General features: G+C 51.6%; 13 protein-coding genes. 7 read left to right on the forward strand and 6 right to left on the reverse strand.

Features of this window, described 5'->3' with window-relative positions:
* Positions 1–434 precede the first annotated feature (434 nt).
* The 5 genes from ACGHM3_RS04260 to ACGHM3_RS04280 form a co-directional block, all read right to left on the reverse strand.
* A complete protein-coding gene (locus tag ACGHM3_RS04260) occupies positions 435–821 on the reverse strand; it encodes a carboxymuconolactone decarboxylase family protein (protein ID WP_345427577.1) in 387 nt (128 codons plus the stop codon).
* Positions 822–1,057: 236 nt separating this feature from the next.
* Entirely contained in the window at positions 1,058–2,830 is a 1,773-nt protein-coding gene (locus tag ACGHM3_RS04265; protein ID WP_345427575.1) for a hypothetical protein, read from the reverse strand.
* 261 nt (positions 2,831–3,091) lie between these two features.
* Entirely contained in the window at positions 3,092–4,504 is a 1,413-nt protein-coding gene (locus ACGHM3_RS04270) for an OmpA family protein (RefSeq protein WP_345427573.1), read from the reverse strand.
* Positions 4,505–4,702: 198 nt separating this feature from the next.
* Positions 4,703–4,957 carry a hypothetical protein gene (locus ACGHM3_RS04275; RefSeq protein WP_345427571.1) on the reverse strand — a complete coding sequence of 85 codons (255 nt, stop codon included), beginning with the start codon at positions 4,955–4,957 and terminating at the stop codon, positions 4,703–4,705.
* 43 nt (positions 4,958–5,000) lie between these two features.
* On the reverse strand, positions 5,001–5,309 hold the full coding sequence (locus ACGHM3_RS04280; RefSeq protein WP_345427569.1) for a hypothetical protein: 309 nt from the start codon (positions 5,307–5,309) through the stop codon (positions 5,001–5,003).
* A gap of 182 nt (positions 5,310–5,491) precedes the next feature.
* On the opposite strand from ACGHM3_RS04280, the gene ACGHM3_RS04285 reads away from it, so the two are divergent.
* The 3 genes from ACGHM3_RS04285 to ACGHM3_RS04295 all read left to right on the forward strand — a co-directional run bounded on the left by ACGHM3_RS04285 (position 5,492) and on the right by ACGHM3_RS04295 (position 7,706).
* Positions 5,492–5,761, forward strand: coding sequence for a hypothetical protein (locus tag ACGHM3_RS04285; protein ID WP_345427567.1), 270 nt, complete (start codon positions 5,492–5,494; stop codon positions 5,759–5,761).
* Positions 5,762–5,927: 166 nt separating this feature from the next.
* A complete protein-coding gene (locus ACGHM3_RS04290; RefSeq protein WP_345427565.1) occupies positions 5,928–7,121 on the forward strand; it encodes an FAD-dependent oxidoreductase in 1,194 nt (397 codons plus the stop codon).
* Between the two features lie 156 nt (positions 7,122–7,277).
* Complete coding sequence (locus ACGHM3_RS04295; RefSeq protein WP_345427563.1) at positions 7,278–7,706, forward strand: LEA type 2 family protein; 429 nt, start codon at positions 7,278–7,280, stop codon at positions 7,704–7,706.
* A 138-nt stretch (positions 7,707–7,844) separates the two neighbouring features.
* On the opposite strand, the gene ACGHM3_RS04300 is transcribed toward ACGHM3_RS04295, so the two are convergent.
* Positions 7,845–8,879 (reverse strand): aldo/keto reductase, encoded by a 1,035-nt coding sequence (locus ACGHM3_RS04300; protein WP_345427560.1) that lies wholly within the window; start codon positions 8,877–8,879, stop codon positions 7,845–7,847.
* Positions 8,880–9,036: 157 nt separating this feature from the next.
* Between ACGHM3_RS04300 and ACGHM3_RS04305 the strand changes: the two genes are divergently transcribed.
* The 4 genes from ACGHM3_RS04305 to ACGHM3_RS04320 all read left to right on the forward strand — a co-directional run bounded on the left by ACGHM3_RS04305 (position 9,037) and on the right by ACGHM3_RS04320 (position 15,832).
* Positions 9,037–9,945, forward strand: a complete 909-nt coding sequence (locus tag ACGHM3_RS04305) for an AraC family transcriptional regulator (protein ID WP_345427558.1) — start codon at positions 9,037–9,039, stop codon at positions 9,943–9,945.
* Positions 9,946–10,450: 505 nt separating this feature from the next.
* Positions 10,451–12,907 (forward strand): TonB-dependent receptor domain-containing protein, encoded by a 2,457-nt coding sequence (locus tag ACGHM3_RS04310; protein WP_345427556.1) that lies wholly within the window; start codon positions 10,451–10,453, stop codon positions 12,905–12,907.
* 306 nt (positions 12,908–13,213) lie between these two features.
* Positions 13,214–13,339: a hypothetical protein gene (locus ACGHM3_RS04315; protein WP_345427553.1), complete on the forward strand. Its 126-nt coding sequence runs from the start codon at positions 13,214–13,216 to the stop codon at positions 13,337–13,339.
* Between the two features lie 438 nt (positions 13,340–13,777).
* A complete protein-coding gene (locus ACGHM3_RS04320; protein ID WP_345427551.1) occupies positions 13,778–15,832 on the forward strand; it encodes a TonB-dependent receptor domain-containing protein in 2,055 nt (684 codons plus the stop codon).
* The last annotated feature ends 8 nt before the right edge of the window (positions 15,833–15,840 follow it).

A 15,840-nucleotide genomic window follows, 5' to 3' on the forward strand; every position in this document is an offset into this window, starting at 1 on the left:
ATGTTTATTCAATTGCCGTTCACAAACCAACAGGATTTATTGCCGCGCAATTATGCGCCGCTAATTCATAGAAATTTTAAATTACGCTGTAAAACAAGAGGTTTTTGATGGTTTACATTTGTAAACGCATCTTTACGGTGTGGTGTGTTTTTGTTCGGCACAACGCTGAAATTAAATTGAATTAAAATGCTAAAGGGAGCGGCAATATGCCGGCGCTAATTTAGTTTTGACGTTTATAGCGTTTAAATAAAGCACGGGCTTTGGTTATAGCTGGTGGTGGTGTTGTGGCTTGGCGCTTGTGTTTTGAATTGTGTTTGCAGGCACTGGATTGGTGGCATCCCTTCACTGTGATAAGCGTTGTCCTTTCTCGGTTTGAATCTGCGAAACGGCAGAGCTGCCGTTTCGATGTTGGAACCGCCCAGTGCTGGTCAGCTTTAATCGTTGTCTTGCTGCCATTGCTCTATAACTTCGCCGGCGGCGCGGAACGATTCCATGGCCGAAGGCATGCCGCAATACACCGCACTGTGCAATAAAATTTCTTGGATTTCTTCCACGCTACAACCGTTGTTTAGAGCACCGCGCACGTGGCCTTTAAGCTCGGTAGACGCCTTAAGGGCGGCCAGGGTTGCCACGGTGATCATGCTGCGGGTTTTTTTATCCAGGCCAGGGCGTTGCCACACTTCACCCCAGCAATTTTCCGTAACGTAATTTTGCAACGGACGAGTAAATTCTGTGGTGTTTTGTAGGGCGCGATCAACAAAGGCATCACCCATGGTGGCCCGGCGAACTTTAAGACCCTCTTCGTATTTGCTGTTAGACATAATCCTAATCCTGTTGTTAGTGGTAAATCTGGTCGGTGGTAAATCTGATTGGTGTTGAATCTTAAATAAACGGTTGAGCTAGCGGGTAATATGAACTAACCGGTATTGTGAACTAATTGATGGTTTGAGCTAATGGCTGAGCTGATCCAATATGACGGTCAATATAGCTCGCTTGCGGAGCGGCAGCTATGGCTCTTTAGCATTAGCGGGAGGCCCAGCCAGCAGAAATGCCCACTTTAAAGCCGGCGGATGTTAGTTCTGCGTTGCCGCCGCATGGAAAATAACAATAAGCCGGCTAGCCACATTAGGGAGGTGCTGCCGGCTCCGCGCTTGGACTCTTTACTGGGCAGTTGTTTGGTTTCCAATACGGAATCTGAAGATGTGGCCATACTGGCTTCTGCCCCGTTGTTGGCCGTCTCAACGGTTTCGGCGGGTAAATCTTGTAGTAGTGGTGCAGTGGATTCTGCGTGTGCAGTTGCCAAAGGAGATACGGTGGCCGACGGGGCGAGCGATGGTGAGTGTTTGGCAGAGCCAACTACCGGGGGAGGTTCGATAGCTCCAATATGGTCGGGTCTGGACGAATAAGTGTGGGTGCTGGGGCTGGTGCCGGGGTTAGTTGAGCTGGGTCTAGTTGAACTGGGGTTAGTCGAACTGGAATGACTTAAACCGGAATCACGCGAACGGGGATTACTCAAACTGGGAGCGTCGACCTTGGCACTGCCGGTGTATTGCCTTTGATCAGTCTCCGGCGGGCCGACTTTGCCAGCTGTTGCTTGGCTCGGTATTGCTGCCTTAGTTGCTACTGGTTTAAATGTGGTTTGTGCCGAGGCAGTTTGCGACGGCAAAGATGTGGCGCGGCTGGCGGGCGTATTTGAGTCGCCTACCCGCAGTGGCGCCGGGGTGCCATTTTTACTGCCGTCGGCTTTACTGATACCAATATCGACCTGGGCCGGAATGCCCGGTGTGGTTTTTGTCTCGAGCGGCTTTACTGGGGCAGTCGAATCAGAGTGCTGTGAGCTAATCAGCGGTGCTGGTACCACCTCTGTAAGCCCGGCTTGGGAGCCGCCGGCAGCCTCGGATGAGACAAGTACTGGGCTGTCGCTTGCGTCCTCCGAAATTGCAGAAGTAGAGGTTGGGATAGCGGCTGAGACCGACGATAGCGGCTGCAAGCCGGCGTAGCCGGGGGCGGGCGTTGCGTCGAAATCCTCAGTAATTACGGGGGGCGGCTCCAGTAAGGGCACCGAAGGCTCGGGTTGCAGATGGTCTTCGGAGCGGGCCAGGCCATCGGCCAGGTCTTGTAGCAGCGTGCTTTTGGCTTGGGTAAAGTTTAGGGGTTCGGCATTCTCACCGGGGGGCACGTCGAGCTTGGGTTTGCCGACTTGCGCACCAGAGGCGGACAGCAGCAGTTGCTGGCTGCTGGCGTTAAATAGACTGGCGTTAATGCTGGTGTGCACTTCGTTGGCAGCGCCGGCAATCGTTATTTGTTGGTCCAGGCGCATTAAATAGGCGGTTTGCTGGGTTTTGGTTTGCCCGTCAGAGGTACGTTGGCTTGGGAATATAATCTGGTCGTAGCTCACTAGGGCTATGGCGTGCACGTTAAATTGCTTGGCCAGCTGGGCGAAGCAGACAAAGTGTTGGCATTTTTGCACACTGTGCATCGGCAGTATTTCGGTGCGGCTAATAAAATTCGCCCCGTCTAAATTCGCTTGTACGGCTTCCAGTAATGCCACTTGGTCTTGGTAATGGATACTGCCGAAAGCCGCACCGGTGGGCACTAAAGCAATGCCTACAGCAAAGGGGCTTGGCAGGGGGGCAAAGCCCAATTGTGGCACACTGAGCTGTTGCTCGTAGGCCAAAAAGCGGTTGAGGCTGCTGGCTGTGGCGTCTGGTTCAGCTATTGATGCGTGGCTACTACACAGTAAACCGCCCACTGTCATCAACACCGTTAGCCATTGGCATGCAATACCGCGAACCGGCCGGGATGCCGTTTTCGCAGTAAAGCCAGCCAAAGGTTGTGGTGTTGGGATGGTGTGGCGGTTGATGGTTTTGTCCCGGCTATTAATCTCTGGGGCAGCGCAACTGGCGCCGTTTAGGTAAGTTTAGCGCATGGCGGGTTTTAGGGGCCAAGTTTTGCAGTTGCCCCTGGGCCTTGTTATCAAAGTCTTATATTTTAACGATAGTCAACTTCTGCACGGCTACTTAAGCCAAAACCAAGGCAAAAAAAACCGGCGCAGTGCGCCGGTCAAAAGGGGTTTAAATGGGTTGCCGAACTACTCTTGTATTACTAAATCGATACGTCGGTTTTTGCGGCGGCCGTCGGCGGTTTCGTTGTTGGCGATGGGTTTCGATTCGCCATAGCCTTGGGCCAATATTTTACTGAAAGTGCCGGCCTCCATATTGGTCTGCAGGTAGGTTTGCACGGCCTCGGCACGCTCGGACGATAACTTAAGGTTGATGTCATCACTACCGAAGGAGTCGGTATGCCCTTCAATGGTAATGTTTGGGTTGCTGAAACTATTTATGGCGGTCATTACCTTGCGCAGCAAGCCGAAGTATTCCGCGTCAATGTTGGATTTGCCAGATTTAAAGTTCAGGCCAATCATACGCAGAATAACGCTGTCGCCTTTCTTCAAAACAATGGCTTCTTCATCGGTAAACAAACCTTCAACCGAGGCAATTTTTTGCTCACGTTCTTCCTGCCGGGCTAGGCGGTCGGATTGCAAGCCTAGACGATTTTCCAAATCCGACATTTGCGCTTCTAAAGCAACCAACTGTGAGTTGCGCTCAACCAACTCGGCGGAGTCTTTTTGCAGTACTTTAATAGCTTCCTGAACGGGCTCAATGGGCTCTTCTAGGGAGCCGTCAAACGCCAGTTTTAAATCCAAGGTATCACCAATGGACTGCACCGGTGCTTCCATGGCCAACACCAATTGCTCAACTGTTAAATCATCGTCGTCCACCTTGCGGGCGGTTTCGGTGATTTTGATCGCGTGGGCGGCCTGGTAAAGGGCGTCTTTGGCCAGGGCGCGTGGCTGATCTAAATCGTAGCGGTTTTCATCCAAGGATTTTTCCGCCTGGGCGAGCGCTTGCTGAGCATTGGTTAGGGTTTCTGGTGCAAAGCGATTGGCTTTGACTTTTTCTGCCTTGGCAACCAAGTCGCGGGCGCTATTAAGGTAATGATTTTTAATGGCGTTGAGTTCGGCTGCCTCGTATAAGGCCTCGGCGTTCTCGGCAATACGAACGGCGCTTTTGCTGTTGCCAGCTTCCAATCGTTTAGCCGCTTCAGCAAATTTAACTTCGGCGTCGCGCCATTGCTCTGGCGCATGTTGTTCCGCTTCTGCAGCTTCGGCACCATTGCGAGCCTGGATGGATTCCACCAGGGTAACATCAGCAATAGCAGAGGCTTTCGCCGCTTTGGCAAACAGCGCTTTGGCGGATTCCAAATCCTTTTTGATGCTATCGATGCTGGCGTTTTTATCGAACTTTTCTTGGGCTGAACGATAAAGGTCTGCGGCTTTACCGTAACTGGTAGGCGCCAGGGTATTGGCCTTAACTTCGTTAGCTCGTAGCAGGCTTTCGTTGACCTCTTTAAACAACAGAGTTTGTATTTCATCGGCAAAAGCCGCCGGCGCCGATAGAAACACCGTAATGGCACAGGCAATGGTTTGAATTGTTTTTAGCATGTTGTTTTCCTCACCACTCAGGGTTGAAAGCTACCGATATTAGGTAGCCTATTATTGCCCAGGAAAGCCTCTTTTGAAGCTAGTATTGGGGCGCTGATTAGCGCATTAAATGACTGAACCAAAAATGAACCAACGGGCTTTTTGATTGAGTTTTTTTGGTCGACTTTAAGGTGTCTCAATTGGGCCCATTACCCGCGGCTAAAACTGAATCAAATTACCGAAGAAGATCGGCTGGTAACCAAAGCTAGCACTGAGATGATGCAAAAATGCGTGCTGGCCCTGTTCCCGCCACAATTGCCCCAGGTGTTCGTTTACGGCTTGGTAGTGAGCCAGGGTTTGATCAAAACTTTGCTCCGTTAGCTCTGTGCGGTTTTGGGGTGACGTTTGGCTGTGCAATTGTTCGTCACTGAGGCTGCGCACCAGCCCCAACCACATTTGGCTAACCCTCAGCATGTAGTAAGGCCAATGCTCTTGTATGGCTGTATGCCGGCGTTGATCACTGGTGGCCTGCAACTGCTCGGCGTTGATAGAGAACCTTATATAGCCCGGCGGGCTTGGCGATTGCTAACGGGTGTTGCTCAAGCCTGGTAAACACCTGCTGTGCGGTGCCGTCGTCGGTGTAAAACATAAAACTGAATTGATGGCCGGCTTTGTCGCGCCCGGCTCTGCGATGAAATCGCCACAGCGCAATAGGCTCCGCCATAGCCGTTAACATGGGCTCAACAACTTGGTCGGCTAAATAGTAGGTCCATGGCCCACACCGGCTGGCTCTGCTCATCCCGTGGCATTCGAAATCTAACGGCATGCCAGTAGGCCTGTGATTGATGCTTGTTTTGGGTATGGGCTTGGCGTGCACTCACTTCGGTGGTTGGTAAGCCACTGGTTGGCGGCATCGGGGATTGGTTACTGTAGTCATTAAGGCCGACGGCTAGGCAAATCAGGGTGCATAAAAGGCCGAGGAAATTGGTGTGTAATTGATGATTGAGCATGGCATTGCCTATGGATCGAGGGGCTGGAGCGGTGACCGCCATTTTAACGATCACCACGCTGTGTGGCGATGGTGGCAAAATTCAATTGATGACAGGTACTTTGGGTTCGTCCAGGGGTGCGGAAGCAGGGCGAAGCTGCGCTCGTGTTGTCTGCACTGTGGAAATAAAGTTACGATTTTTGTTCGCACAGGGGCCACACACGCAGTGTACCGCCGATGGTGGTAAGGCTTCTTTTTTTAACCTCAAAGTATTCACGCTGGTGTACTGAACCAGAACTGGCACCAAAACCTGCGCTTGTGAGTGGGCGCTGGTTGGCAGCTAATTTGCTTTTCGCATACCTCAGAACCTAAGCCGCTAAACATCTAACTGTGGTGCTTAGCAGGACGGATGTTTGGACGCCTAGCCAATGCTTACACCCAATGGGATACCAAACTATGGAAAGAAGACAGTTTATTCGCGCCGCATCGGCCATGGCCGGCTCCCTGGCCTTGGGTGGCTGTGCTACAGCAGCCACCAAGCCAACTCCCCTGAGCAACCCACAACAAAGCCCTTTAAGCGTTAAAGTCCCGCCGCTGCCGATGATCGATGCCAGGGTGGATCGTATTGTTGCTATGAATGTGTGTACGCGGCCGTTTCGAGCCATGGGGCCGCGCATAGAAGCAGAAAAAATGGCGGCCAAAACCGTGGTGCATAATTACGGCCACGGTGGCAGTGGCTGGTCGTTATCCTGGGGCTCCGCCGCCGCAGCCACAGACCTCGCGCTCAATGCCGGTGCTAAGCAGGTGGCTGTGATCGGTTGTGGTGCCATTGGTTTAACCACGGCCATCGAGGCCCAGCGCCGGGGACTAGACGTGTCCATTTACGCCAAGGAGCGCCCGCCCTATGTACGCTCGGCGTACGCCACAGGCATTTGGTCACCGGATTCTCGTATTGTGAGTTTGCAGCATGCCGAGCCTTTCGCTGCGCGTTGGAAAACCATGGCGCAAACTTCCTACCGCCGTTTTCAAACCCTATTGGGGTTAGAAGGAGCTCCAGTTGAATGGACCCAAATCTATAATTTATCGGACGTACCGTTTGGCTCAAGCGTCCATCATGAACCCGCCGGCGAGCCAGACTACCCGAATTTTAGCCGGGATTTGCTGCCCGGCCTTACGCCCCAACCCGTTGCTATCCCCAACAAGGTTAACCCTTTTGCCGCAGCACACGTTAAGCGCCATCCACTGTTGATGTTCAATATTGGCGAATACAGTGAGCTGTTACTAAACCGTTTTCACCAAAATGGTGGCCGTATCATTAACGCCGATTTTGCCTCGTCCAGTGAGTTTGCCGCACTGGACGAAAGCACGGTTATCAATTGCACCGGGTACGGTGCCCGGGCACTGTTAAACGATGACAGCATCACCCCGGTGCGCGGCCAAACCTGTAAGTTGATACCACAGCCAGAGATTAACTACGGCATTTGGTTTTGGGATAAACAGGTCTCGGTTTACCCTCGCCGCGATGGCCTTTTGGTGCAGGCCCAGGCCGACGGCGACTTTGGTAATCCCAATGCGGTGGTTGACCCGCAGGAGTCGGAAGCCGCCGTACGTCGCCTGGCCGATATTATTGCCGAAATGAAAACCGTGTAGCACGGCCGGGATTTAGACCCTATTCAGCTAAACAGCGATACTGTGCCAAGCAACTATCGTGTTTACTCATCATGTTCATTTTCGCTGGAATCTACCGTGCTCTATCACTGTTTTAATACTCTATTGAATCGCCGCCTAGCTTTGGCTGGGTGGGCGATGGTTTTATTGGTAAGCCTTGCGGGCTGTGCTTCGTTGGTGCCGGGGTTGGAAAAACCCTCCATTAAAGTCACCTCAATCGGCTTGGGTAAATCCACAACCCTAAGCCAGGGTATTGAGATTGGCCTAGTGGTTACCAACCCCAATGGCGTGGCGTTGCCGGTTAAGGGTATGAACTATGCTCTGAGCTTAAATGGCCAAAAAGTGCTGACCGGCGCTAACAATCAGATTCCTACGTTGCCGGCTTACTCGGATACGCCAATTACCATTACCGCTACGGCGGACTTAATTTCCGTGGCTCGCTTATTGGCCTCGCTCAGTGCTGGCACTAGCCTGTTAAATTACGAATTGGCTGGTAAATTGGGTTTATCCGGCTGGCGGATGCCGGTGAATATTAAGCAAACCGGTGAAGTAAATTTGGCCCATTAACTTTGGCCCAGTAACTTTGGGGAAAAATAACGGAAACAGACGCGCTAAATAAAACTGGTTGATCTTTTAATGATTTAGTAATCATTCTTTATCGACAAACGCCCGGCCTTGCCGGGCGTTTGTCGTTTAGGCAGCGGCTTATTGCGTTTGCAAAAAGTGATCTCGGTATTCGCCTTGGCGTTTGAGCATCCAGCCAGGGTATTCCGCTGGTAAGGCACCAACGGTATCCAATTGAACCAGCTCCTCTGCGCTTAGTGCGATGTTGGCCGCGCCGATGTTATCCAGTAATTGATCCTGTCGCTTCGCGCCGACAATAACACTGGTCACCACTGGCTGATGTAACAACCAGGCTAGGGCAACCTGAGCCACGCTGCAGTCTTTGCTGGCAGCAATACCTTGCATCACTTCAATAATGTTGTAGGCTTTTTCTTTGTTGACCGGTGGAAAATCAAAGTTCTGCCGACGGCCGTCCTGGGCCTTGCCGGTACGATCGTACTTACCGGAAAGAAACCCTCCAGCCAGTGGGCTCCATACCATTAAACCTAGGCCTTCGGACTGCAACATGGGCGCAACTTCGCGCTCCAGATCGCGGCCGGCGATGGTGTAATACGCTTGCAGAGAGGTAATGGGCATAAGCTGCCGCGCCTGGGTAATGCCCACGGCTTTCATGATCTGCCAGGCCGCCCAGTTAGACAGACCCACGTAACGCAAGTGGCCCTGTTGTACCAGGTCATGTAACGCGTGCAGGGTTTCCTCCATGGGGGTGGCGGGGTCAAAGGCGTGAATTTGATAGAGGTCGATGTAGTCAGTGTTCAGGCGTTTTAGGCTGGCGTGCACCTGCTGGTATATATGGCCCCGGGATGCGCCGCGGGCATTGGGGCTGCTGCCCATCACACCGCCGCTTTTGGTGGCCAGCACCACATCTTCGCGCGCCACCGGCGCCGATTTGATGGCCGCACCCAGTATCTCCTCGCTGGCTCCCTGGGCGTAGACATTGGCGGTGTCGATAAAGTTAATGCCTTGATCCAAGGCGGTATGCACTAGGGTGTTGGCCTCGGGCTGTCGTAATTGGCCAATCATGCCCCATAAACCTTCCGAGCCGCCGAAGGTCATAGTGCCTAGGCACATTTCAGAGACAAACAAACCACTGTTGCCAAGTCGTTTCGTTTTCATATTGGGTATCCTTCAGGTAAGTTGCTGTAAGCAGTAGGGATACCTTGCCATAGCGGTGTGTCCCGGCGGCAGTGCGATCATCGCAAAGGCTTGCCTATTTCTATCAAGCCGGGGCAAAACCACCCATGTATGGAGCAATTGGGATAGACTCAGAGCCATGGACAACATCGAGCACTTAATACCGATTACCCGTCAACTGTTTGAGCTTTACGGCCAAGAACCACCGTTGCCGGGCCTTAAAATTACCTACGCAGAAGCCCCCACGGGGCTTATTCGTGCGGTGTATCAACCGTCTCTATGCGTCGTGCTGCAAGGTGCCAAAAAAAGTGTGCTAGGAGACCAAACCTACCATTACCAGGCGGGAGAGTGCCTGTTTGCCAGTGCCGATCTTCCGGTGAGCGCCAATATTTTGCAGGCATCGCCCCAGCAGCCCTATATTGCGTTCAGTATTGCTATCAACCCCAGCGTGGTTACCGAGCTGTGGTTACAGCAGCAGGCGCAAGCTAAGGGTGCCGGCGCTACTGCAAGCACGCAATCCGCAGGCACCAGCAGCCCGGCGTTAATCACCGCCAAATTGCCGCCCACCGTGCTAGACCCGCTCAGCCGCTTGTTGCAATTGGTGGGGGACGACGTTAACCAACCGGTGCTGGGCCCGTTGACCGAGCGAGAGTTGATTTGGCGCTTGCTGAGTACCGAATTAAAACCGGCCTTATGCCAGCTAGGTGTGGCCGATGGTTACAACGCAAGAATCAACACCGTTACTCAATATCTGCGCAATAATTACCAGGCTACAATAACCGTTGCTGAGCTGGCCGCCATGGCCAGTATGAGCGTGGCCAGTTTTCATCGGCATTTTAAATCGGTTACCCAGCTCTCACCGGTGCAGTTTCAAAAGCGCATCCGCTTACACGAGGCGCGCCGGCAGTTGGTGGCGCAACAAGAAATTGCCGCCATCAGCTACGCCGTGGGCTACGACAGCCCATCGCAATTCAGCCGAGATTACCGCAAACATTTTGGTTTATCCCCACTGCAAGATCGGCAAGAGCTGTTAGCCGAAGTGGGTTGACCAGCAAGTCTAAACGTTGGGCGTGAAGCTTGCCGTGTTTCTCTCCGTTGAAGTAACACGCGCATGATTGCGCACCGCTTACAAATTCAATAGCTCACTTCTAGTATTTTAAGCACATCCCTACACAGTGCTATCGTCTTCCAGAAACTTTTATCTCCGTGAACAATGTTGGCTTAAATTGTTTGATTTGTTCTGTTCGGGTTTTTATTTCGTTTTTTGCAAGCCAAGGCGCCGCCGCGCCAAAACCACTGTTTATATCGGGCCACTGTAACTACTTTGCCTATTTTATGGCAGAGTTTTCATGCTAGATTTGAATCGTCCCGGCAGAGGTTTTAAAAACAAACTAATAAAAGAATTTAATATTTCTGTTTATTCTTTGAGTTCAACAAAAATAATAAATGTGTTCAAAGGATCGGGCGTGCATCAATCGAAGACCTCCGGCCTACGCTGCGCGATTCGCAGTTTGGGTTGTTAATAATAAAAAATACAAAGATTGGAGTACCCTATGAAGCCTAGCTTTCGCAAAACACTCATTGCCAGCAGTGTCACCACCGCAATCAGCACTTTACCGATTCCTGCATTTGCACAGTCCGATGCGTTGGCGGCATTGGAAGAAGTGGTTGTAACCGCTCGTCGTCGCGACGAAAGTTTACAAGACGTGCCGCTAACGGTTAACGCCGTTAGCGGCGAGCAAATTGCCGATTTAAATATCCGCGAATTCGAAGACTTAGAAGGCGTGGTGGCAGGGTTAACCTTGGCCACCGATAGCATTGCCCCTAATGCCTCCATGCGCGGGGTTAAATACGATACCTTTGCCAGTGGTAACAATGCCACGGTGGAGTTCTACCTTAATGATGCGCCCTACGTTTCGGCCTCGGTTATGCAGGCCATGTTCGATGTGGGTCAAATTGAGGTATTACATGGCCCCCAAGGAACATTGCGTGGCCGGGCGTCGCCTTCCGGTTCTATTACGTTGACCAGTGTTGAGCCATCGCTCAGCGAGTTTGAAGGTTACGTGGATGTCACTGGCACCGACATTGGCGGCGCTAATTTTAACGGCGCGGTTAGCGTTCCTGTGATTGAAGATGTGCTTGGCTTTCGACTGGCGGCGTTTTCTGAAGAAAACGAAATCACCCAGGTAAAAAATCTGCGCGGTGAGGAATCTGGCTACGAAGCCGATGGCTACCGCATTACCGCATTGTACGAACCTACCGATTTTCTCTCAGCAAAAGCCTACTACCAACAGTTTGAACCTACTCGCGGATTGGTTTACCAAGTGGAATCCGCCTACCGGGCCGACCCCAGTAAAGCGCCGCCCAGTTTGTCTCGCGATATCAGCGCCAGCGATCGGTTAGGTACATCCTTCCGAGAAAGCAACGAGCAGGAACACCAGCGCCTTGGCGTAGAGTTATCGGTCGAGTTTGCCGGGCAGGCGTTAAAATACGTGTATTCTGATTCTGAGTTTACGTTAGATCGCACCTTGTCCGATGAATCCGGTGATGTTACCGGCGCACTGTTGCAAAACACCGACACTGCCATGTTAGAGGCTTGGTATTCCGTAGGCCAGAACACAAAAACCACGCAAACCTCGGAGAGCCACGAGCTGCGTTTGCAATCCACCGAGCCATTGTTCGGATTTATGGATTACGTGGTGGGCGGGTTTAAGTTAGATGCTGTACCGGATACTCGGCTGCAAAACCCCACGTTGTTAGAGATAACCGATTTCGGCGTTTATACCACCACCAATACGGCCATTCGCAGTACCAACCGCGCCTTTGAGGAATCCTTTTACGGCAACCTAACGTTTCGGCTCGGTGAAGTTACTGAACTGTCTTTAGGTGGGCGATATATCGAATATCGCGAAGACCGTTTTTTAGATGTGGGTGTGGTGATCTTGGGCGAGGGGTCGGTGTTTGGCAATGATGGCCAATCCACCAACTATGCCGACATCTATTCAATGACGCTAAAACACAATTTTACAGATGACGTTATGGCCTATGCCAACTACGGTTCTGCGTGGCGTGGCCCGGCTGCTGCCATTGGTGATTTTAGCCCGTTGCAATCGGCCAACCAAGCGGAGTTTGCCCGCACCGAGCCAGAGGAATCGGGCTCGTTTGAATTGGGAGTTCGCTCAACCTTCATGGATGGCCGTCTGCGATTAAACGGCACCGTGTTTAAGCAAGGATTTGAAAACTATGTTTACCGCGCACCCGGTAGCGGAATTTATTACAACAATTATTCAGTTGCGGTTGACCCTAGCACCGGAGCGCTGAGTTTTAACCCTAGTGTTACCCAACACAATTTTATTTCCGGCGTGGATATCGATGTGTTTGGTGTTGAGCTAGAAGCGCAATTTGTTGCCACAGAAAACCTACATTTCGGTGCGCAGTTGAGTTATTCGAAGGGTGAAATACAAGACGGAAAAATTCCCTGTAATGATTTAGATGGCGACGGCCAGCCGGATGGTTTCATTAACGGTGCTCCCAGCGTCGCCGATATCGAAGCCGTAAACGGCGGTAGCTACTTTGCCGGTGGCGAAAATGTTTCTGCCTGTGTTGTTAACTTTAGGGCCAACGATGCGCCGCTTTGGTTTGGTTCGTTTACTTCGGAGTACAATTTTGCGGTGGGTGATTTGAACGCCTACGTCAGAGGCCTATGGACTGTGTATGGTGATTCGGAAAACGACCCCATCAACCCCCTGGACGACGTCGACAGCTACAGCCTGTTTAACCTATACGCGGGCATTGGTGACCCCAACAACGGCTGGGAAGTTAAGCTGTTTGCCAAGAATCTTTTCGATACCGAAGAAGTGCTGGAGCGGGAGCAGTTCCCGGGCTCGCTCGGTTATCGCCAAGTCAGTGGTGGTAATGTGGTGGGCCAAGTCACCTTGGATTCCGACTATCGCCTAATCCAAATTACCAAGCCGAGGGAAGTGGGCATTAACCTTCGGTACGCGTTTTAACGTTTCCCTCAATTCACTTCTCAATTTGCTTCTCGCTTTGCCCGGTAGGCCGTTACGGCTACCGGGCCCTTCTTTAAATGTAAGTTGGAGTGCAAATTTTCTGTAATGTATATGAAATATAACTGTCACAAAATGCGGCGATTGCACGCTAAACAACCTTTAAAGTGCTAAATTTGCGTTATATCGCATTTCTTTGCTGTGAAGCCTTGAATATTCGAATTCGGTGTATATACTGCGCCTATCGTTCGTAATTAATGCGGACGAACTTACACTTGTTGTTTTAATTATTATAGAGAGGTCACTTCCATGGCTAAGAAAGCTTCAAAAAAAGTAGTATCACTGAAAAAAGAAATCAAAGCTCGTAAGGCTAAAGTTGCTAAGCAAACCGGCAAAATCAAAAAGCTGAAAAAGCAACTGAAAAAAGCGGCATAATTGCGCTAAATCAGTTTTCAAAAAACGGGCAGGGTGCAAACCCTGCCCGTTTTTTTGTGCCCAGAATTTGACTAATTGATTTTCATCCGTGCTTGCACCCTTGCCGCGCCTCGAAGCTATCGTCGCCAGATGGGCGTTGACTAAGCAGTTACCTTACGCCGGCTAGCCACCCTTGCCGCGAATGAGAGCAGACGCTAATACGTGATGGGTGTGTGAATAAAGGTCAATTTTTGGTAATTCTTCCGGTCGTCATATTTCAGTAGGATAATTTTGTAAGTATTAAGAAACTCGCTGTCGTTTGCAGGTATTGCAAGCATGCTGAGTCCTAGGGCCTACACGAATTCGGAGCCTCCAGCAGTGGTGCCAAATTAGTGTTAACAGGCCCCTATAGGTTAAATTACCCGCCGCCTTGCAGAATTAACACAATAAGGAATCATTGTGACCTTGACTTGCCCACGGTTGACCTTGCTGCTAACCAGCCTTGCCGCGCACACCGCGCTGGCTGACGGAGTCCACATTGAAGAAATCAACGTGATTGGTCGTCATGTTGAAACCGCCACCACGGCCTCCCACGGGCAAATCAGTGGTGAGCAGTTGGGCCAACGGCCCATTTTGCGCACCGGAGAGATATTGGAAGTTGTACCGGGGTTAGTAGCAACCCAGCACAGTGGCAGTGGCAAGGCAAACCAATACTTTTTGCGTGGTTTTAACTTGGATCACGGCACAGACTTCTCCACCACCGTGGATGCCATGCCGGTAAATATGCCCAGCCATGGCCACGGCCAAGGCTATGCCGATCTCAATTTTATTATCCCGGAGCTAGTCGCCTCCATCGCCTATAAAAAGGGCGCCTACTACGCCGATTTGGCGGATTTCTCTGGCACCGGCGGCGCACAGGTGCGCAGTGTTAATTACCTGAACGACTCGCAACTAGAGCTGGGGGTGGGCAACTACAACCACCGCCGGTTGCTGGCCACTGGCAGCCTGTTGTCCGCCGGCGGGGCGGAGTTTATTTATGGCTTGGAAGCACAGAAATACGACGGCCCTTGGGATGATATCAGCGAGGATGTGGATAAAAAGAATCTGTGGTTAAAGCAGGTTTGGGGTGACGAAGAAAATTTGCTATCCATCACCGCCATGGCCTACCAAAACAGTTGGAACTCCGCCGATCAAATTCCTCGCAGGGCAGTTCAGCAAGGGATTATTTCTGATTTAGGATCTATCGATACTACGTTAGGGGGCGAATCCAACCGTTACAGTTTGTCCGGCCACTGGTTAAAAACCGGTAGCGATTCCGTACTCGACGTCAACCTATACGCCATTGGCTACGATATGAATTTGTGGTCGAATTTTACCTACTTCACCCAGCCCCAGGGCGATCAGTTTGAGCAGGTAGATGACCGAACCATTGCCGGTTGGGATGCCCGCTACGCGCTCAACAGTGAATTTAATTCGCTGTCCATGACGAACACGTTTGGTAGCCAACTACGCCACGATGACATCGACCAAGTTGGCCTATTTGCCAGCAATCAGCGGGTGAGAACCGGCGTGTTCCGCCAGGACGAAGTGCAACAAACCAGCCTCGGTTGGTACTGGCAGAATCGCTTGCAGTGGTCAGAAAAACTCAGCACCACCTTAGGCGTACGCTACGACCGCTATTGGTTTGATGTTAACGCTTTGGCCGCTGCAGACCCGTCTACCTTGGCGGTTAACAGCGGCGATAGCAGCGACGATATTGTGACCGGATCATTTAATGTCGCCTATCAATTTAATTCGCATCTCAATGGATTTTTTAGTGTTGGCCAGGGTTTCCACAGTAACGATGCGCGGGGTACCTCCATACAACGAGACCCTGTTACCGGTGAAACGGTAGACCCCGTCGATCCGCTGGTGCCGACCTTGGGCTATGAGCTGGGCCTACGCAATGTGGTGAGTAATAATATTGAGCTGTCGGCGGCGCTTTGGTATTTAGAAGTAGATTCCGAGCTTTTATTTGTGGGCGATGCCGGCACCACCGAAGACACTGGCGTGGGCAGCGAGCGCACCGGGCTGGAGCTAACACTGTACGCGCGCTTGGGCGAAAAGCACCTGGTCGACGTTGAGTACAGTTATACCGATGCCCAGTTTGTGCAGCCATTGGACGGCTCGCGGGATATTCCCGGCGCCTTGCAAGATGTCTTTAGCTTGGGCCTCAACACCCAGTGGACGGAACAATTTTATACTCACCTGCGGGTTCGGCATTTTGGCGATTACGCTTTGGATGGCGGCGCCCAGGCAGAGCCCAGTACCTTGGTGAACCTGAGGGCAGGCATGCAGTTTAACGAGCGGTGGCAGGCCAAACTGGATATTCTTAACCTGTTGGATGCCGACGACGCCGATATCACCTATTACTATGCCTCCCAGCTGCAAACAGAAGCGCAGTCGGTGGATGATATTCATTACCACGTTTTTGAGCCAAGGGCCTTTCGCTTATCGGTTGGGTATCATTTTTAAAATGTTAT

Source organism: Halioxenophilus aromaticivorans (assembly GCF_042850945.1).
Classification (GTDB): domain Bacteria; phylum Pseudomonadota; class Gammaproteobacteria; order Pseudomonadales; family Cellvibrionaceae; genus Halioxenophilus; species Halioxenophilus aromaticivorans.